The sequence below is a fragment of the Enterobacter huaxiensis genome, assembly GCF_003594935.2.
In the GTDB taxonomy this organism is placed as follows: domain Bacteria; phylum Pseudomonadota; class Gammaproteobacteria; order Enterobacterales; family Enterobacteriaceae; genus Enterobacter; species Enterobacter huaxiensis.
Genome location: NZ_CP043342.1, coordinates 2,903,979 through 2,923,949 on the forward strand (window position 1 = coordinate 2,903,979; position 19,971 = coordinate 2,923,949).

The following is a 19,971-nucleotide window of genomic DNA, read 5'->3' on the forward strand; positions in this document are numbered from 1 at the left end:
TTGCCGTAGAATGTCCGCCCTCATTACGAGTCACCAAGGTGGTTACACACAAACCCCGCTTCAGTCTGCTGCCTGAGGCGTCGATATGGGACAGCGCGAAAATTGAATACACAAACCCGTTCCCGAGCGCCGCTGGTGCGTCTGGAACGACTGAGTAAAAGCTTTGATGGCAAAGAGGTTATTTCTGACCTGAACCTGACCATCAATGACGGTGAGTTTCTCACGCTGCTTGGCCCCTCCGGCTGCGGCAAAACAACCGTACTGCGCCTTATCGCCGGGCTGGAAAGCGTCGATAACGGTCATATCCATTTAGAGAACCAGGACATAACCCAGGTTCCCGCCGAAGATCGCCACGTCAATACCGTCTTTCAGAGCTATGCCCTGTTCCCGCACATGACCGTGTTTGAGAACGTGGCGTTTGGCCTGCGGATGCAGAAAACGCCCGCCAGCGAAATTCCACCCCGCGTAACCGACGCTCTGCGGATGGTGCAGCTGGAAGAATTCGCGCAGCGTAAACCTCACCAGCTTTCCGGCGGTCAGCAACAGCGGGTGGCGATTGCCCGCGCGGTAGTGAATAAGCCCCGCCTGCTTCTGCTGGACGAGTCCCTGTCCGCGCTGGATTACAAACTGCGTAAGCAGATGCAGAACGAATTGAAGGCGCTACAGCGTAAGCTTGGTATTACGTTTGTCTTCGTCACTCACGATCAGGAAGAGGCGCTGACCATGTCCGACAGGATCGTGGTGATGCGTGACGGCAAAATCGAGCAGGACGGCACCCCGCGTGAGATCTACGAAGAGCCTAAAAACCTGTTTGTCGCCAGCTTCATTGGCGAGATCAATATTTTCAACGCCACGGTGATTGAACGTCTGGACGAGCAGCGCGTGCGGGCCAGCGTCGAGGGCCATGAATGCAACATCACCGTCAATTTCGCCGTTGAGCAGGGGCAAAAGCTCAACGTACTGCTGCGCCCGGAAGATCTGCGCGTCGACGAAGTTCACGACAACGCAGAGGCGGAAGGCCTGATCGGCTACATTCGCGAGCGCAACTACAAAGGGATGACGCTCGAATCCGTCGTTGAGCTTGAAAACGGTAAAATGGTCATGGTCAGCGAGTTCTTCAACGAAGACGATCCCGACTTCGACCACTCTCTCGATCAGAAAATGGTCATCAACTGGGTTGAAAGCTGGGAGGTTGTGCTGGCTGATGAAGAACACAAGTAAATTCCAGAATGTGGTGATTGCCACTATCGTCGGTTGGCTTGTGCTGTTTGTCTTTTTACCCAACCTGATGATCATCGCGACCAGCTTCCTGACCCGCGACGACGCTAACTTCGTGAAGCTGGTCTTTACGCTGGACAACTACTCGCGCCTGCTCGATCCGCTTTATTTTGAGGTGCTGCTGCACTCGCTCAATATGGCGCTGATTGCGACCGTCGCCTGCCTGGTGCTGGGGTATCCGTTTGCATGGTTTCTGGCGCGTCTGCCGCAGAAGGTGCGTCCGCTGCTGCTGTTTTTGCTGATTGTTCCCTTCTGGACTAACTCGTTAATCCGCATCTACGGGCTGAAAATTTTCCTCAGCACCAAAGGTTATCTGAACGAGTTTCTGCTGTGGCTCGGCGTGATTGATACGCCGATACGCATCATGTTTACCCCGAGTGCGGTAATTATTGGTCTGGTCTATATTCTGCTGCCGTTTATGGTGATGCCGCTCTACTCCAGCATTGAAAAGCTCGATAAACCGCTGCTTGAAGCGGCAAAGGATCTGGGTGCCAGCAAGCTGCAAACCTTCATCCGCATCATTCTGCCTCTGACCATGCCGGGCATTATCGCCGGCTGTCTGCTGGTGATGCTGCCAGCGATGGGTCTGTTCTACGTAGCGGACCTGATGGGCGGTGCGAAAAACCTGCTGATTGGTAACGTGATCAAGAGCCAGTTCCTGAACATCCGCGACTGGCCGTTTGGCTCAGCCACCAGCATTACGCTGACGGTGGTAATGGGTCTGATGCTGCTGGTCTACTGGCGCGCTTCTCGTCTCCTGAACAAGAAGGTGGAACTCGAATGATCGGTCGACTGCTTCGCGGCGGTTTTATGACCGCTATTTACGCTTATCTCTACATCCCGATTATTATTTTGATCGTGAACTCGTTTAACAGCTCGCGCTTCGGGATCGGCTGGCAGGGCTTTACCACCAGCTGGTACAGCCTGCTGATGAACAACGACAGCCTGCTGCAGGCCGCTCAGCACTCGCTGACGATGGCGATCTTCTCCGCCACCTTCGCCACGCTGATTGGCTCACTTACCGCCGTGGCGCTCTACAGGTATCGCTTTCGCGGTAAACCGTTCGTCAGCGGCATGCTGTTCGTGGTGATGATGTCGCCGGACATCGTGATGGCGATTTCACTGCTGGTGCTGTTTATGCTGCTGGGCGTACAGCTTGGCTTCTGGTCTCTGCTGTTCTCCCATATTACCTTCTGCCTGCCGTTTGTCGTGGTAACGGTGTTTGCCCGACTGAAAGGGTTTGACGTTCGCATGCTGGAGGCGGCAAAAGATCTGGGTGCCAGCGAAATGACCATCCTGCGAAAAATTATTCTGCCGCTGGCGATGCCCGCCGTGGCCGCCGGATGGTTGCTCAGCTTTACCCTGTCGATGGATGACGTGGTCGTCTCATCGTTCGTGACCGGGCCGAGCTATGAAATTCTGCCGTTGAAGATCTATTCGATGGTTAAGGTCGGCGTATCGCCTGAAGTGAACGCGCTGGCGACCATTCTGCTGGTGTTCTCGCTGGTGCTGGTGGTTGCAAGCCAGGTAATTGCTCGTGATAAAACAAAATCTCAGGGGACAATGAAATGAAGAAAATGCTCGCCGCTGCGGCACTGGTGCTCGGTATGGGTGCCGCGCACGCTGATGACGGTAAAACGCTCTATTTCTACAACTGGACCGAGTACGTGCCGCCAGGCCTGCTGGAGCAGTTCACTAAAGAGACGGGCATCAAGGTTATCTATTCCACCTACGAGTCGAATGAGACCATGTACGCCAAGCTCAAAACCTACAAAGACGGCGCGTACGATGTCGTTGTTCCCTCGACCTATTTCGTCGACAAGATGCGCAAAGAGGGGATGATCCAGAAGATCGACAAAACGAAGCTGACCAACTTCGGCAATCTCGATCCGGAGATGCTCAACAAGCCGTTCGATCCAAACAACGATTATTCCATCCCGTATATCTGGGGGGCGACGGCGATTGGCGTAAACAGCGATGCGCTTGATCCGAAAAGCATCACCGGCTGGGCGGATCTGTGGAAGCCCGAGTATAAAAGCAGCCTGCTGATGACTGACGACGCGCGTGAGGTGTTCCAGGTTGCGCTGCGCAAACTGGGCTATTCAGGGAATACCACCGATCCGAAAGAGATTGAGGCTGCCTACAACGAGCTGAAAAAACTCATGCCTAATATCGCCGCCTTTAACTCCGACAACCCGGCGAACCCGTTCATGGAAGGCGAAGTGAACCTGGGGATGGTATGGAACGGCTCTGCGTACGTTGCCCGTCAGGCCGGCACGCCGCTGGAGATCGTCTGGCCGAAAGAGGGTGGGATCTTCTGGATGGACAGCCTTTCTATTCCAGCCAATGCGAAGAACGTTGAGGGCGCGATGAAGCTGATCAACTTCCTGCTGCGTCCTGACGTCGCCAAACAGGTGGCCGAAACCATCGGCTACCCAACGCCAAACCTCGCGGCGCGTAAGCTGCTGAGACCGGAAGTTGCCAACGATAAATCGCTCTATCCGGATGCTGAAACCATCAGCAAAGGCGAGTGGCAGAACGACGTGGGTGACGCGAGCCGGATTTACGAAGAGTATTATCAGAAGTTAAAAGCAGGCCGATAAGCGGCACCGCGTTCTTCCTCACTCTGCCCGCGCGGAGTGAGGAAGATTAACCCACGGCGTTGTCACCCGCCCAGAGGGTTGCCTCTCTCATGGCCGCAACGACGTCCTCATTTGTTAAGCCCAGCGCATTTACCAACCTGTCCGCCTCTTCCCACGCCTGCCGCTCATAGCAGCTGCACAGGGCAACAATGTCGGCTAACACTCCCTCCTGATGGCAAAGCGCATTGCTCACGCTCTGCGGCACAGCAATTTGCTTCATCAGGTCGACCATCGGTAATTCGAGGATCGTATCGAGTAACGAGAACAGGCCGCACATGAAGGCATTTTCCGCCTGAATCGGCTCGTCTATTTTTTCCGCGATAAGTTCGCAAAACCTACCCCGCATCATGCTCAGAGGATAAAGCTCATTGACGGTATCATTGCCCGCGCTGGCCAACACCACAACCGCCACAAACCTTCTGATCTGATTCTCGCCGAGGTACATGAGCACTTCACTCAGGCTTAACTTGCTGAGATTCAGGTTCCCACCGTATTTATAAGCGGTATGTTTCATATAGCGCATGATTTTATAGGACAAGGTGAGATCGGTTTTAATCAACGATTCTATGATCCTGAAATCAGGCTTATTGCGGCCGGCCTCCATCTGCAGACGGAAAATAGCGAGCTGATTTTGCGACAGCCGTTTATATTTGATGACCTCAGGCCGGCAAAAGAAGTAGCCCTGAAACAGGGTAAAGCCGGCATCACGGTAGATTATAAATTCCGCTTTAGTCTCAACTTTTTCAGCGAGATACTTTATATGCCCGGTCAGCGATTTACGCGACTGAAGATAGTTTTCTATTTGCTCGAACGTATTATTCTGTACGTCAAATTTCAGAATTGAAATATAGGGTAAAAAAACGTCCCATTCAGGCGCAAGGGTAAAGTCATCCAGCGCAAAGCGGTAGCCGTTGGCATGCATCTCTTTTACTGCGTGCAGCAGCTCGTCTCCGGGGATAGCATCCTCTAAGATTTCAATCACCACGTTATCTTTATCCAGCGCCTCACCGCTGCGATCGATAACCATCCGGGAGGGGAAGTTGATAAACGAGGTGTGTGTGCCCGCAATCCGCTGGGACGGAACGCATAAAAACTGATCCGAAATCATCCGTGACGTAGCATATTCGGCTGATACATCAGGAAACCGGTTCGTCATCCCGTCCCTGAAAAGCAGCTCATACGCCACCGTATTCATATCCGAGTTAAAAATGGGTTGTCTCCCGATAAATCCATACATATCCCATTCTCCTTATTGAATCTTTATTCGCTAGCATCCTCTTTTTTTCGACATATAACGAGCACTAATGAAATCTATTTTGATTCACGCCACAAAACAAAAGTAACCACACTAATTAACGGGGCTCATCGCGGAGAGATTTAATTTAAAAAACTACTTGCTGCTGATAATAAAAAAAGCACTCTTAAAAGAGTGCTTTTCTAAAGGTAAAAAGGGTTACAGACCTTTCAGGAGCTTATCGACAAATTCCGGCACCACCGTACTGGCCAGGCCATAGTGCTTCTCTTCGAACTCGCTGCCAACCTGGCTCGGCTCCAGATTGAGTTCAACCGTATGCGCGCCCTGAAGCTTCGCCTCGTGAACAAATCCCGCCGCCGGATAAACGTGCCCGGAGGTGCCAATGGCAATAAACACGTCCGCCATCGCCAGGGCGCTGTAGATCTCATCCATTCCCAGCGGCATCTCCCCGAACCAGACCACGTGCGGGCGTAGCCGAGAGGGGAACTGGCAGCAGTGGCATTTGTCTTCCGGCAGTACATCCTCTTTCCAGTCCAGCACCTGACCGCTCCAGTCACAGCGAACCTTTAGCAGCTCGCCATGCATGTGGATGATGTTCTTGTTGCCGGCCCGCTCATGCAGGTTGTCGATATTCTGGGTGACCAGCAGAAAACGATCCCCCAGCGCTTCCTCCAGCTTTGCCAGCGCCACGTGCGCCGCATTCGGCGCAATCTCCGGTTGCTGAAGCTGGCGGCGGCGCGCGTTATAAAACGCCTGCACCAGGTCCGGATCGCGGGCGAAGCCTTCCGGCGTTGCCACATCCTCGACACGGTGTTCTTCCCACAACCCGTCCGCCGCACGGAAGGTGCGGATGCCGGATTCGGCGGAGATCCCCGCCCCGGTCAACACCACTACTCTGGGTTTATCCATCGCTTCTGGCATGATTCTGTCTCTGAAAAAAATCCGCTGGCGCAGGCGCTCACGTAAGCGGCGTTTGTTTTTGCGAAAACGGCTGAGTCGACCCTGGCGACGCGACAGCATAGTAACCTCGTAAGACTAATCGGTAAGATGAAGGAATGCGGCTCCGCGCATGCCTCCCGCGTCCCCGTGTCGCGCGCGTTCAATACGCGGCACGCGGGCGACCGGCAGTAAATGTCGTGGCAAACGCCCGGACAACCGTTCCGTAATCGCAGTAAAGTTTGACAGCCCGCCGCCAATCACCAGCAAATCCGGGTCGACGATGGTCAGGATATTCCCGAGGCACACCGCCAGCAGATCGAGATAGCGCTCGACGTGCTCCCGCGCCTGCGCATCCCCCTGCTCCCACAGGGTTATGATTTGGGGGGCGTCAAGTTTCTGATGATAGAAGTGTTCATAAAGCCATGCAAACCCACCGCCTGAGAGATAGTTCTCAATGCAGCCGTGTTGGCCGCAGCCACAGCGGGTCAGCGGGAAATCACGTCCGACGACCTCCAGCGCATCCACCGGCAGGCGGATATGGCCAAATTCGCCGGTGATATAGCTGCGCCCGGTTATCGGTTTGCCGTTTATGACGATCCCGCCGCCGACGCCCGTGCCGAGGATCAGCCCCATGACCAGCGGATACTGGCGAAACTCATCGTCCCAGGCTTCTGACAGCGTAAAGCAGTTAGCATCGTTGTCTAAACGCACGTCGCGTTCGAGGAGAGCAGAGAGATCGGCGCGCAGCGGTTTGCCGCTGGCAGCAGGAACGTTGGCAGCGTACAGCGTGCCGTCGTCCGTTTCGGGCATACCGGGAATACCAACGCCGACGCTGCCTTTGACGCCAAAGCGTTCATCCGCCTGCCTCACCAGCGCGGCAATGGCGTTTAAAAATTCATCGTAGCTTTCGCGCGGCGTGGGAACGCGGGTTTCCCACTGCAGTTTGAGATCCTCATCAAACACGCCGAGCGCAATTTTGGTGCCGCCAATATCAAATCCGTAATACATAACGCATTCCTCTTTTAACCTGGCGGCCCGTAAGCCGCTAGATCATGACGTAATTACTGGCCACTTAACACCCTCGCCGGATCAATCCGGCTTGCGCGACGCGCCGGGTACCAGCTTGCCAGCAGACTCAGTAAAAGTGCTGTAACCAGCACATAAAGGACGTCCAGCCAGTGCAGTTCAGACGGCAGGAAGTCAATAAAATAGATATCGCCCGACAGGAACTGGTGGCCGATAAGCTTTTCAATCAAATTGATAATCGGCGTCAGCTGGAGTGAAACCACCACGCCAATCACCACGCCGCACAGGCTGCCGAACAGCCCCGCCAGCAAACCGTACCAGACAAAGATGGCGCGAATAAGACCGTCCTTTGCCCCTAAGGTACGCAGTACCGCAATGTCGCCGCTCTTGTCTTTGACCGCCATCACCAGCGTCGAGACGATATTAAAGCACGCGACACCAATCACCAGCACCATCGCCAGATACATAATGGCGCGGATCATCTGGATATCACGATACATATACCCGTAAGTGCCAATCCAGCTTTTGATGTAGACATAGTTATTGGTCACACCGCCTGCGTCACGCACCAGCTTATTGGCGTTAAAGACGTCGTTAACCTTAATGGCAATGCCCGTCACGCTGTCGCCCATATCCAGATACTGACGCGCGTCTTCCATGGGCACCATCGCAAAGCTGTGGTCGAGCTGGCCGCTCAGCTGAAGAATACCGGTAACGTGCAGGCGCACGCGCTTAGGCTGCTGCAGTTTGTGATCGGCGCTGGCGTTCGGGATCATGATCGACACCCAGTCGCCCTGCTTCACCTTCAGGGCATCAGCGACGCCTTTGCCGATGATAATCTGCTGTTCACCCGCCTTAAAATTCGCCCACGCGCCGTTCTGCACGTACTGCGGCAGCGCGCTTAAACGCTCTTCCTGCCGCGGGTTAACCCCTTTCACCTGGATGGCGCGCAGATTCACCCCGCTCTCCACTAGCCCGGTAAAGTTGATATAAGGCGCAGCGGCAACAATGCCCGGCACTTTTTCGACGCTGGTGAGCGCATCGCTCCAGTGGGTCCACGGCTGGTTAACCGGTTCGATTTCGCCGTGCGGCACCACGGCCAGAATGCGGTTATTCAGCTCGCGCTCGAAGCCGTTCATGGCGCTTAAGCCCACGATCAGCACCGCCACGCCCAGCGCGATGCCGATGGTTGAAATAACCGAAATGAGCGAGACCATGCCGCCGCGACGGCGGCCCCGGCTGAAGCGCAACCCGATAAGTAACGATAACGGTGAAGCCATTACTGCGCTCCCATCAGGGTCAGTTCCGCGTTCAGGTGGCCGTCACGCATCTCAAGCTGGCGCCCCATACGCTTCGCCAGCTGCAGATCGTGAGTTACCACCAGAAACGCGGTGCCCTGGGAAGCATTCAGCTCGCCCAGAAGCTGGAAAATACTGTCTGCGTTACGCGCATCGAGGTTGCCGGTCGGTTCATCCGCCAGCACCAGACGCGGGTTGTTAACCAGGGCACGGGCAATCGCCACGCGCTGGCGCTCGCCGCCGGAAAGCTCTGAAGGACGGTGGTTCCCGCGGTGTCCAAGCCCGACCGCTTTCAGCATATCGCTGGCGCGGGCATTAATTTCAGCCGGTTTCTTTTTGCCAATCAGCAGCGGCATCGCCACGTTTTCCAGCGCCGTGAAGTCAGGCAGCAGGTGGTGGAACTGGTAGATAAACCCTAATTCGCGGTTACGCAGCTCCGCTTTGGCCGTAGAGGACATTTTGCTCATCGGCTGGCCGGAGAAAATAACGTCACCTTCGGTCGGCGTATCCAGCCCGCCGAGCAGATGCAGCAGGGTGCTCTTACCTGAGCCAGAGCTGCCCACAATGGCCATCGTCTCACCTTCACCCACGCTAAAGCTCACATTGTGCAGCACGTCGGTCTGCACAGTGCCTTCCTGATAGCGTTTGGACAGGTTGTCGCATTGCAACAGGATCTTATTCATAACGTAAAGCCTCAGCGGGTTGAGTGGCGGCAGCGCGCCAGGAAGGATAAAGCGTAGAGAGCAGCGCAATGGCCATCGCGGCCAGCGCAATACCGACCACCTGCAGCGGCTCAATCGCCACCGGCAGCGCCGCGCCGTCGAGCAGCGCGCCGATGATCGGCATTAAGTTATTCAGCTGGCTGGCAAGCAGCGCCCCCAGCACGGCACCGAGCAGCGCGCCGATAATCCCGGCGCTGGCCCCCTGAACCATAAACACCGCCATGATCTGGCGCGGCGTCAGGCCCTGGGTTTGCAGAATGGCGACCTCGCCCTGCTTTTCCATCACCATCAAACCCAGAGAGGTAATGATGTTAAACGCAGCAACCGCCACGATCAGGCTCAGCAGCAGCCCCATCATGTTCTTTTCCATGCGCACGGCCTGGAACAGCTCGCCCTTACGGTCGCGCCAGTCCTGCCATTTGGTGCCTTCCGGCAGCGCTTGCTGGCTGAGAGAATCCACCTTCAGGGGCTGATCGAGCCATAAACGCCAGCCGGTGATATTCCCCGCCGGGTAGCGCATCAGGCGCGAGGCGTCCTGAATGTTTACCAGCATCTGGTAGCCATCGACTTCGCTGTTGGCAGCAAACGTGCCGATCACGTTAAACAGACGCTGGCTCGGCAGGCGCCCCATCGGCGTGAACTGGCTGGCAGAAGGCACCATCACGCGCAGCTGATCGCCACGGTTGACGCCAAGCTGTCCGGCAAGCTGCTCGCCGAGGATGACGTTGTACTTGCCTGCCTCGAGGTCAGACTGCTTCACGTTGACCAGGTACGGCGTCAGCGGATCGTTTTGCGCCGGGTCAATCCCCAGCATCACGCCGACCGCCACGCTGCGGGCGCTTTGCAGCACTACGTCACCGGTGGTTAGCGGCGCAACGCGCGTGACGCCCTGTAACGTCGCCGCGCTTTTTTCCGGCAGCTGTTGCGGGTTAACCGAACCATTGTTCGAAGAGAGAACGGCCTGCGGCATCAGCCCCAGAATGTTGTTTTGCAGCTCGCGTTCGAAGCCGTTCATGACGGAAAGTACCGTCACCAGAGCCATCACGCCAAGCGTAATGCCTATAGTCGAAAGCCAGGAGACAAAGCGACCGAAGCGGTCCGCGGCGCGCCCACGCATGTAACGTAAGCCTATGAAGAGTGCGACAGGTTGATACATGAAATCCGTCTGTTTGCTGATAGCAGACCCACGAGTATATAAGCGAATCCGTTAAGCGTAAATGACTGAAACCGTAAGCTTTGGTAATCATTTTTCCGAAAAATTCAGATAAATCAGGATGCTAGTTCTCAATACTTAACCCTGCAGCCTCCACCTTTTCCGAAAATCGTCTTGATACAGACTGTTACCCGTTACATCCCGGCCTCGTTTTAGAACAATTGCCCGTTCGTTTATGGCAAAACAGGTCAACGTTACCGATGAAACAAAAAGCATTATGGATTAATCAGATAAAAGGGCTGTGCATCTGCCTGGTGGTGATCTACCACTCGGTTATCACCTTTTATCCTCATCTGAACGGGCTGCAGCACCCGCTGTCTGGCCTTCTCGCCAAATGCTGGGTCTATTTTAACCTCTATCTCGCGCCGTTCCGCATGCCGGTGTTTTTCTTTATATCTGGCTACCTGATTCGACGCTACATCGATGAGGTAGACTGGCGCACCAGCCTCGACAAGCGGATCTGGAGCATTGTCTGGGTCCTGGCGCTGTGGGGCGTTTTACAGTGGCAGGCGCTAAGCCACCTCAACGCCTGGCTCGCTCCCGAGCGCGAGCTGGCTACCTCCTCGAATGCGGCCTATGCCGACTCGCTAGCCGGTTTTATCCGCGGCATGCTCACCGCCAGCACCAGCCTGTGGTATCTGTACGCGCTGGTGGTCTATTTCACCCTGTGCAAACTGCTGAGCCGCTGGAAGCTGCCGATGCTGGGCCTTCTGGCTTTGGCGAGCGTCGCGATTAACTTCCTGCCGCTTCCGTGGTGGGGAATGAACAGCGTCGTACGTAATATGATCTACTACAGCATGGGCGCGTGGTACGGCGCACAGCTCATGACGTGGATGAAAGGGCTGGAGATGCGTCGCGTCTGGCTGGCGGCGATCGCGTTCGGTGCCGTCTCCGTGGCGCTATGGTTTGCTAACGTCCCGCTGCTGCTCTCCCTGCTGTCGATTGTGCTGATCATGAAGCTCTTTTACAGCCTTGAGCAACGCTATGCCGTTCACCCCGGCAACCTGCTGAACGTGGTGGGCTCCAACACTATCGCCATTTACACTACCCACCGCATCCTGATTGAGGCGTTCAGCCTGATCCTGATCGGTGAAATGAATGCCGGATACTGGCCGGTCTGGGCCGAGTTAACGCTGATTCTGGTCTATCCGTTTGTCAGCCTGCTGGTCTGCACGCTGGTGGGGCTGGGAGCGCGTAAGCTCTCTACCGCGCTGTTCGGCGACCTGTTCTTCTCCCCTCCCGCCCGGCTCTCGCCGCTTTCAGCGACGCGCTAGCCCGCTTCACGCCCCCTGTTTCGGGGGCGTGTTTTCCCTCCGTGCGGTTACGGTTTGCTAATGCAAAACGATCGAGGATAATAAAGGCATTGCGTATCAGAGATATGCCCCAATACTGTGGGTATATCCATAAGAGACTCTGACATAGCCATGCCTGAACACTATCGTTATTCCTTGCCAGTCAAAGCGGGCGACCAGCGCCAGCTGGGTGAACTCACGGGGGCAGCCTGCGCCACGCTGGTGGCAGAAATCGCTGAGCGACATCCTGGCCCGGTCATTCTGGTTGCACCGGATATGCAAAATGCCCTGCGCCTGCACGATGAAATTCGCCAGTTCACCGATAATCTGGTGTTCAGCCTCGCCGACTGGGAAACGCTGCCGTACGACAGCTTCTCCCCGCATCAGGAGATCATCTCCTCGCGCCTGTCGACGCTCTATCAGCTTCCGACCATGCAGCGCGGCGTGCTGATTGTTCCGGTCAATACCCTCATGCAGCGCGTCTGCCCGCACAGCTATCTCCACGGTCACGCCCTGGTGATGAAAAAAGGCCAGCGCCTGTCGCGCGATGCCCTTCGCGCCCAGCTGGATGGCGCGGGTTATCGCCACGTCGATCAGGTCATGGAGCACGGGGAGTACGCCACGCGCGGTGCACTGCTGGACCTCTACCCGATGGGCAGCGATCGCCCGTATCGCCTGGACTTCTTTGATGATGAGATCGACAGCCTGCGCGTGTTTGACGCCGACACCCAGCGCACGCTGGAAGAAGTGGACTCCATCAACTTACTGCCCGCGCATGAATTCCCAACGGACAAAACCGCCGTCGAACTGTTCCGCAGCCAGTGGCGCGACAGGTTCGACGTAAAGCGCGATGCCGAACATATTTATCAGCAGGTCAGCAAAGGCACGCTGCCTGCCGGGATCGAGTACTGGCAGCCGCTGTTCTTTAACGAGCCGCTGCCGGCGCTATTTAGCTATTTCCCGGCGAATACCCTGATTGTGAACACCGGCGATATCGACGCCAGCGCCGCACGCTTTGAAAGCGAGACCCGTGCCCGGTTCGAAAACCGGGGGGTGGATCCTATGCGTCCACTTCTGCCGCCGGAAACGCTGTGGCTGCGCACCGATGAGCTGAACGCGGAACTGAAACGCTGGCCGCGTGTGCAGCTCAAAACCGATTCACTGGCGGATAAAGCCGCCAATACCAACCTGGCCTTCCAGACGCTGCCGGATCTTTCCGTTCAGGCGCAGCAGAAATCCCCGCTGGATAATCTGCGCAAGTTCCTCGAGTCCTTTACCGGACCGGTGGTGTTCTCCGTTGAGAGTGAAGGCCGCCGCGAAGCGCTGGGTGAACTGCTGGGCCGCATCAAAGTAGCGCCCAAGCGCATCCAGCGCCTGAGCGAGGCCAGCGGTACCGGACGCTACCTGATGATCGGTGCCGCTGAGCACGGGTTTATTGATAAGCTCAACAACATCGCGCTGATCTGCGAAAGCGATCTGCTCGGCGAGCGCGTCGCGCGCCGACGTCAGGACAGCCGCCGGACCATCAACCCGGACACGCTGATCCGCAACCTGGCCGAGCTGCACCCGGGCCAGCCAATTGTTCACCTTGAACACGGGGTTGGTCGCTATCAGGGAATGACCACCCTTGAAGCAGGCGGTATTAAGGGCGAGTACCTGATGCTGACCTACGCCAACGACGCCAAACTCTATGTGCCGGTGTCGTCTTTGCATCTGATCAGCCGCTACGCGGGCGGCGCTGAGGATAATGCGCCGCTGCACAAGCTGGGCGGCGACGCCTGGGCGCGCGCGCGTCAGAAAGCGGCAGAGAAAGTGCGCGACGTGGCGGCAGAGCTTCTGGATATCTACGCCCAGCGCGCGGCCAAATCGGGCTACGCTTTCAAACACGACAAAGAGCAGTATCAGCTGTTCTGCGACAGTTTCCCGTTTGAAACCACCCCGGATCAGGCGCAGGCCATCAACGCGGTGCTGAGCGACATGTGTCAGCCGCTGGCGATGGACCGGCTGGTGTGCGGCGACGTGGGCTTCGGCAAAACGGAAGTGGCGATGCGCGCTGCCTTCCTGGCCGTGGAGAATAACAAGCAGGTGGCGGTTCTGGTGCCGACCACCCTTCTCGCCCAACAGCACTTCGACAACTTCCGCGACCGCTTTGCCAACTGGCCGGTGCGCATCGAGATGCTGTCGCGTTTTCGCAGCGCCAAAGAGCAGACGCAGATCCTGGAACAGGCAAGCGAAGGCAAGATCGATATTCTGATCGGCACCCACAAGCTGCTGCAAAGCGACGTGAAGTGGAGAGACCTTGGGCTGCTGATCGTCGACGAAGAGCACCGCTTCGGGGTTCGTCATAAAGAGCGAATCAAGGCCATGCGCGCCGACGTTGACATCCTGACCCTGACCGCAACGCCGATCCCGCGTACGCTGAATATGGCGATGAGCGGCATGCGCGATCTGTCGATAATCGCGACGCCGCCTGCACGCCGCCTGGCCGTGAAAACCTTCGTTCGCGAGTACGACAACCTGGTGGTGCGCGAAGCCATTCTGCGTGAAGTGCTGCGCGGCGGTCAGGTCTACTACCTCTATAACGATGTGGAAAACATCCAGAAAGCGGCGGACAGGCTGGCGGAGCTGGTGCCGGAAGCGCGTATTGCCATCGGTCACGGGCAGATGCGCGAGCGCGAGCTGGAGCGGGTGATGAACGATTTCCACCACCAGCGTTTCAACGTGCTGGTGTGTACCACCATCATTGAAACCGGGATCGACATTCCAACGGCGAACACCATCATCATCGAGCGTGCGGATCACTTCGGCCTGGCGCAGCTTCATCAGCTTCGCGGACGCGTCGGGCGTTCGCACCATCAGGCCTACGCCTGGCTGCTGACGCCGCACCCGAAAGCGATGACGACCGACGCGCAAAAGCGTCTGGAAGCCATCGCCTCGCTGGAGGATTTGGGCGCGGGCTTTGCGCTGGCGACGCACGATCTTGAGATCCGCGGTGCCGGTGAGCTACTGGGCGAAGACCAGAGCGGCTCAATGGAAACCATCGGTTTTTCTCTGTACATGGAGCTGCTGGAAAACGCCGTCGATGCCCTGAAGGCCGGGCGCGAGCCGTCCCTGGAAGATCTCACCAGCCAGCAAACCGAGGTCGAACTGCGCATGCCTTCCCTGCTGCCGGATGATTTCATTCCTGATGTGAATACCCGCCTGTCGTTCTACAAGCGTATCGCCAGTGCGAAAAAGGAAAATGAGCTGGAAGAGATCAAGGTCGAGCTGATCGACCGCTTTGGGCTGCTGCCGGATGCGGCGAGGAATCTGCTGGATATCGCCCGGCTGCGTCAGCAGGCGCAGAAGCTGGGCATCCGCAAGCTTGAAGGAAACGAAAAAGGCGGCACGATTGAGTTTGCAGAGAAAAACCACGTTGACCCGATGTGGCTGATTGGCCTGCTGCAAAAACAGCCGCAGCACTTCCGTCTGGATGGACCGACGCGCCTGAAATTCACCCAGGATCTGGCGGAACGCAAAACCCGCATGGACTGGGTACGCAACTTTATGCGCCAGCTGGAAGAGAACGCCATCGCGTAATCGGCCTGTCACCCCCGCGAGTGAAACGCTCCCGGGGGTGACAATTTACAAACTCTTTGCACTTCCCCCGATCTTCCCGACACGCCTGTTAGCCATAATTATCATGAATACTTATAAAACAATAACCTTATTATTTATATGGATTATGATGATGATGATCTCTTCGCGTTTTACCCGCTGGATAACCCTGTTTGCGCTGGCCGCAACGGTGGCTATAGCCCTCCCGGCGCGTGCCAATACCTGGCCGCTTCCGCCTGCCGGCAGCAACGTCGTCGGGCAAAACCGCTTTCACGTGGTTGAGAACAATGGGGGGTCGCTGGAAGCGATTGCTAAAAAATATAACGTTGGCTTTTTGGCGCTTCTGCAGGCCAACCCGGGCGTTGACCCATACGTGCCGCGCGCGGGTAGCGTGCTGACCATTCCGCTGCAGACCATTTTACCGGACGCGCCGCGCGAGGGGCTGGTGATCAACCTCGCTGAACTGCGCCTCTATTACTACCCGCCGGGTAAAAATGAAGTGACCGTCTACCCGATCGGCATTGGTCAGCTGGGGGGCGATACGCTCACGCCAACGATGGTAACCACCGTGTCGGATAAACGTGCTAACCCGACCTGGACTCCCACCGCCAACATTCGTGCCCGCTATAAAGCGCAGGGAATTGACCTGCCTGCCGTGGTTCCGGCAGGTCCGGACAATCCTATGGGTCACCATGCGATACGCCTCGCCGCTTACGGTGGGGTCTACCTTCTGCATGGAACGAATGCCGATTTTGGCATTGGCATGCGCGTCAGCTCCGGCTGTATCCGCCTGCGCGATGACGATATCAAAAAGCTCTACAACGTCATTACGCCGGGTACGAAAGTGAATATCATCAATACGCCGATCAAAGCCTCCGTAGAGCCGGGCGGCGTGCGTCTGGTAGAAATCCACCAGCCGTTATCGAAAAACATTGATGACGATCCGCAGACCCTGCCGATCAATCTTAATGCCGCCATGGTGAGTTTCAAAACAGATGCCGGCACGGATAGCACGGTTATGGAACGCGCCATGACAGCGCGCTCCGGCATGCCGACGGACGTTACCCGGCACCACAATGTTGGCCAACAGTCGATGTAAGACACAACGAAAAACGCCCTGCACGAGCAGGGCGTTTTTTATTGCAGTGGCATAAGCATAGCGGAGGGTGTCGTTACGCTTATTTGTAGATGACGGCTGTACCGTGCAGGGTGTTCGGACCGGTCACTGAAGTGATGCGGAATGATTTGGCACCCATAGCTTCAGCTTTTTGCGCCAGCTGATCTTCCAGTGAACCCAGGTTAGTCCCCGCGCTTGCAGAGATGGTCCCCACTTTATGCTGGTCAACCGGAGTGGACTGTACTTCAACAGCAGCGAAGCTTGCGAATGACATTGAGCTTAGTACGGCAGCAGCGATCAGGGTTTTTACGTTTTTCATGATTTTTACCTTTAGGCAGATGAATTTGGAGGTCGTAAGCTAATTACTTAACGATCGATAGGTAAATGATAGATGTGATCCACGTCACACGTCAACATGTTTTTATAATGACCGTTAAGTTAATTTTATTTTCTTTATAATTCATACCGATATGATTTATTTATTTTTAAGAAATGAGCGCTGGTTCCGAATGGGGTTTATTTTTATAATGGTCATTCAACAAACCAACAGAGGACCAACGGCAAATGACAACCGATGTTACGAGTTGTGCGAAGAAAAGCCGTGGCCGACCAAAAGTGTTCGACAGGGATGCGGCGCTCGATAAGGCCATGACACTCTTCTGGCAACATGGATATGAAGCGACCTCGCTTTCCGATCTGGTAGAAGCCACCGGCGCCAAGGCGCCGACGCTGTACGCGGAGTTCACGAATAAAGAGGGGCTGTTCAGGGCGGTGCTGGACAGATACATCACCCGCTTTGCGGCAAAGCATGAAGCCCAGCTGTTCTGTGAAGAGAAAAGCGTCGAACAGGCCTTGCAGGACTATTTCTGCGCCGTCGCGACCTGTTTCACCAGCAAAGACACGCCTGCAGGCTGTTTTATGATAAATACCTCCGCCACCCTTGCGGCATCGTCAAAAGAGATCGCCAACACGGTGAAATCGCGCCATGCGATGCAGGAAGAGACGTTGAGCACGTTCTTGACGCAGCGCCAGCAGCGCGGTGAAATTCCGGCGCACTGTCGTCCGCAGGAGCTGTCACAATATCTGAGCTGTATTTTGCAGGGCATGTCGATCAGCGCCCGTGAAGGGGCAAGTCTGGACAAACTGCAGAGCATTACCCAGACCACTTTGCGTCTGTGGCCTGAACTACTGAAACTCTGATTCACAGGGCGGTTCGCCGCCCTCTCTCCTCTTTTTCCTTCTCTGATTTGCCCCCAACCCCCTTATTTTTCTCAGGTTGATAATAGTTTTCATTATCGGCAGTATTCGCATTTGCATTTTTTGTTTCTTGCACAATGACCTGCCAATAAAAAGGGCGAATGCTCAATAAGGAATGATGATGAAGAAGAGCCTCTGGGTGCTCAACCCGGTGTTGCTGGCTATAGCAATGCCGCTTTACGCTGAACAAACGAACGAAGATAACCTGGTTGTCAGCGCCAACCGTAGCCACCGTACCGTGGCGGAAATGGCGCAGACCACGTGGATTATCGAAGGCCAGGAGATTGAACAACAGGTCCAGGGAGGCAAAGAGTTCAAGGATATTCTCGGGCAGCTGATCCCGGGGATGGATGTTAGCAGCCAGGGGCGAACCAACTACGGCATGAATATGCGCGGTCGGGCCATCGTGGTGCTGGTGGACGGCGTGCGCCTGAACTCCTCGCGCACCGACAGCCGCCAGCTTGACTCTATCGACCCTTTCAACGTCGACCATATTGAAGTCATTTCAGGTTCAACCGCACTCTACGGCGGTGGCAGCACGGGTGGCCTGATCAACATCGTAACCAAAAAGGGTCAGCCGGAGGCGCAGGTCGATCTGGAGCTTGGCAGCAAGACGGGTTTTAACAACAGTAACGATCGCGACGAGCGCGTAGCAGCAGCGGTCAGCGGCGGTAATGACCACGCCTCGGGACGCCTTTCCGTGGCGTATCAGCGTTTCGGCGGCTGGTACGACGGCAACGGTGACGCCCTCACCTTTGATAATACCCAGACCGGCTTACAGCACTCGGATCGTCTCGACGTGATGGGAACGGGTACGATCGAAATTGATGAGACGCGCCAGCTGCAGGTGGTCACCCAGTATTATAAAAGCCAGGGCGATGACGACTACGGCCTCTATCTTGACAAGAACATGAGTGCGGTGCTCGGGGACGGGACGGCACGTACCCGCAGCGGGTTCAGCTCCGACCGCATTCCAGGTACCGAGCGCCACCTGATCAGCCTGCAGTACTCCGATTCAGACTTCTGGGGACAGGAGCTGGTCGGGCAAATTTACTATCGCGATGAATCCCTGCGCTTCTACCCTTTCCCGGCCGTCGATCAGAAGACAAAAACCATTACCAGCTTCTCCGCGTCAGAGCAAAACACCGACCAGTACGGTGCAAAGCTGACGCTGAACAGCACGCCGCTGGACGGCTGGCAGGTAACGTGGGGGCTTGATGCCGATCGCGAGACCTTCGATTCCAATCAGATGTTCTTCGACCTGGCCAACTCGGTACCGTCTGGCGGGATGAACAACGCGTCCAAATACAATACCGGTCGATACCCTGGGTACAACATCACTAACGTTGCCCCCTTCCTGCAAAACAGCTACGACATCAATGACATTTTCACCCTGAGCGGCGGCGTTCGCTATCAGTGGACTGAGAACCGCGTCGACGATTTTATCGCCTATTCACAACAGCAGGCGATTGCCACCGGTAAAGCCACTTCGGCTGACGCCATTCCCGGCGGGAAGACCGATTATGACAATGTCCTGTTCAACGCCGGGATCCTTGCGCATATCACCGAACAGCAGCAGGTCTGGTTTAACTTCTCTCAGGGCGTTGAGCTGCCGGACCCGGGCAAATACTATGGCAACGGTTCGTACGCAAAAGCCGATGCACAGGGTCATCTGGCCCTGCTGAAAAGCGTGAACCCGAATGATGCGAAACTTGAAGGCATCAAGGTAGATTCTTATGAGCTGGGCTGGCGCTACACCGGCAATAATCTGCGCACGCAGCTTGCCGCCTACTACTCTCTTTCAGACAAATCAGTCGATATTAACCGCAGCGACATGACCATCGACGTGAATTCGCTTAAGCGCCGTATCTATGGCGTGGAGGGCGCGGTGGATTACTTCATCCCTGACAGCGCCTGGAGCGTAGGGGGGAACGTCAACGTGGTGAAATCGGAAATCAAGTCCAACGGCTCGTGGGAGAAATGGGATGTCACTCAGGCGTCACCGTCAAAAGCGACAGCCTATGTCGGCTGGGCGCCAGAGCCCTGGTCACTGCGTATTCAGACGCAGCAAACCTTCGACCTGAGCGATGCCGCCGGGAATAAAATTGATGGCTACAACACCGTCGATTTCCTCAGCAGCTACCAGCTTCCTTTGGGAAGAGTGTCTTTCAGTATCGAAAATCTGCTGGATAAACAGTACACCACCGTTTGGGGCCAGCGCGCGCCGCTGCTGTATAGCCCGACCTACGGCAACGCCGCGCTGTATGGATACAAGGGACGCGGGCGTACCTTTGGTCTGAACTACGCCCTTACCTTCTAAACGAAAAAAAGCTCC

General features: G+C 56.0%; 16 protein-coding genes. 9 read left to right on the plus strand and 7 right to left on the minus strand.

The features are described 5' to 3' along the window. The first annotated feature begins 72 nt into the window (after positions 1 to 72). From potA to potD, 4 genes are read left to right on the plus strand one after another with little or no spacing between them, the layout of a single operon-like run. The gene (gene potA / locus D5067_RS13915; protein ID WP_210433788.1) at positions 73 to 1,221 is read left to right on the plus strand and encodes a spermidine/putrescine ABC transporter ATP-binding protein PotA; all 1,149 of its coding nucleotides are present in this window, start codon (positions 73 to 75) and stop codon (positions 1,219 to 1,221) included. Beyond that, positions 1,205 to 2,062 carry a spermidine/putrescine ABC transporter permease PotB gene (potB, locus tag D5067_RS13920; protein WP_119934642.1) on the plus strand — a complete coding sequence of 286 codons (858 nt, stop codon included), beginning with the start codon at positions 1,205 to 1,207 and terminating at the stop codon, positions 2,060 to 2,062. The genes potA and potB overlap by 17 nt, the downstream gene beginning before the upstream one ends. Continuing rightward, entirely contained in the window at positions 2,059 to 2,850 is a 792-nt protein-coding gene (gene potC, locus D5067_RS13925; protein WP_119934643.1) for a spermidine/putrescine ABC transporter permease PotC, read from the plus strand. Before potB ends, potC begins: the two co-directional genes overlap by 4 nt. Continuing rightward, entirely contained in the window at positions 2,847 to 3,881 is a 1,035-nt protein-coding gene (gene potD / locus D5067_RS13930; protein ID WP_119934644.1) for a spermidine/putrescine ABC transporter substrate-binding protein PotD, read from the plus strand. Before potC ends, potD begins: the two co-directional genes overlap by 4 nt. Before the next feature lie 46 nt (positions 3,882 to 3,927). On the opposite strand, the gene D5067_RS13935 is transcribed toward potD, so the two are convergent. From D5067_RS13935 to lolC, 6 genes are all read right to left on the minus strand, one after another. After that, positions 3,928 to 5,157, minus strand: coding sequence for an EAL and HDOD domain-containing protein (locus tag D5067_RS13935; RefSeq protein ID WP_119934645.1), 1,230 nt, complete (start codon positions 5,155 to 5,157; stop codon positions 3,928 to 3,930). A gap of 216 nt (positions 5,158 to 5,373) precedes the next feature. Then, the gene (cobB, locus tag D5067_RS13940; RefSeq protein ID WP_119934646.1) at positions 5,374 to 6,195 is read right to left on the minus strand and encodes a Sir2 family NAD+-dependent deacetylase; all 822 of its coding nucleotides are present in this window, start codon (positions 6,193 to 6,195) and stop codon (positions 5,374 to 5,376) included. 15 nt (positions 6,196 to 6,210) lie between these two features. Continuing rightward, positions 6,211 to 7,122: an N-acetylglucosamine kinase gene (nagK, locus tag D5067_RS13945; RefSeq protein WP_119934647.1), complete on the minus strand. Its 912-nt coding sequence runs from the start codon at positions 7,120 to 7,122 to the stop codon at positions 6,211 to 6,213. Positions 7,123 to 7,175: 53 nt separating this feature from the next. Beyond that, positions 7,176 to 8,420 carry a lipoprotein-releasing ABC transporter permease subunit LolE gene (gene lolE / locus D5067_RS13950; RefSeq protein ID WP_119934648.1) on the minus strand — a complete coding sequence of 415 codons (1,245 nt, stop codon included), beginning with the start codon at positions 8,418 to 8,420 and terminating at the stop codon, positions 7,176 to 7,178. Beyond that, positions 8,420 to 9,121 carry a lipoprotein-releasing ABC transporter ATP-binding protein LolD gene (gene lolD / locus D5067_RS13955; RefSeq protein WP_119934649.1) on the minus strand — a complete coding sequence of 234 codons (702 nt, stop codon included), beginning with the start codon at positions 9,119 to 9,121 and terminating at the stop codon, positions 8,420 to 8,422. Before lolD ends, lolE begins: the two co-directional genes overlap by 1 nt. Then, complete coding sequence (gene lolC / locus D5067_RS13960) at positions 9,114 to 10,316, minus strand: lipoprotein-releasing ABC transporter permease subunit LolC (RefSeq protein WP_119934650.1); 1,203 nt, start codon at positions 10,314 to 10,316, stop codon at positions 9,114 to 9,116. Before lolC ends, lolD begins: the two co-directional genes overlap by 8 nt. 257 nt (positions 10,317 to 10,573) lie before the next feature. Here lolC and D5067_RS13965 point away from each other — a divergent pair, with 257 nt between their 5' ends. The 3 genes from D5067_RS13965 to ldtC all read left to right on the plus strand — a co-directional run bounded on the left by D5067_RS13965 (position 10,574) and on the right by ldtC (position 16,361). After that, positions 10,574 to 11,647, plus strand: coding sequence for an acyltransferase family protein (locus D5067_RS13965; RefSeq protein WP_119934651.1), 1,074 nt, complete (start codon positions 10,574 to 10,576; stop codon positions 11,645 to 11,647). Positions 11,648 to 11,797: 150 nt separating this feature from the next. Beyond that, on the plus strand, positions 11,798 to 15,244 hold the full coding sequence (gene mfd / locus D5067_RS13970) for a transcription-repair coupling factor (RefSeq protein WP_119934652.1): 3,447 nt from the start codon (positions 11,798 to 11,800) through the stop codon (positions 15,242 to 15,244). Positions 15,245 to 15,395: 151 nt separating this feature from the next. Beyond that, positions 15,396 to 16,361: a L,D-transpeptidase LdtC gene (ldtC, locus tag D5067_RS13975; RefSeq protein WP_119935444.1), complete on the plus strand. Its 966-nt coding sequence runs from the start codon at positions 15,396 to 15,398 to the stop codon at positions 16,359 to 16,361. Between the two features lie 79 nt (positions 16,362 to 16,440). Here ldtC and bhsA read toward each other — a convergent pair whose 3' ends face one another. Beyond that, a complete protein-coding gene (bhsA, locus tag D5067_RS13980) occupies positions 16,441 to 16,698 on the minus strand; it encodes a multiple stress resistance protein BhsA (protein WP_119934653.1) in 258 nt (85 codons plus the stop codon). Between the two features lie 245 nt (positions 16,699 to 16,943). On the opposite strand from bhsA, the gene comR reads away from it, so the two are divergent. Continuing rightward, positions 16,944 to 17,579 carry a TetR family copper-responsive transcriptional repressor ComR gene (comR, locus tag D5067_RS13985; protein WP_119934654.1) on the plus strand — a complete coding sequence of 212 codons (636 nt, stop codon included), beginning with the start codon at positions 16,944 to 16,946 and terminating at the stop codon, positions 17,577 to 17,579. Between the two features lie 178 nt (positions 17,580 to 17,757). Continuing rightward, positions 17,758 to 19,956 carry a TonB-dependent siderophore receptor gene (locus tag D5067_RS13990; protein ID WP_119934655.1) on the plus strand — a complete coding sequence of 733 codons (2,199 nt, stop codon included), beginning with the start codon at positions 17,758 to 17,760 and terminating at the stop codon, positions 19,954 to 19,956. Positions 19,957 to 19,971 lie beyond the last annotated feature (15 nt).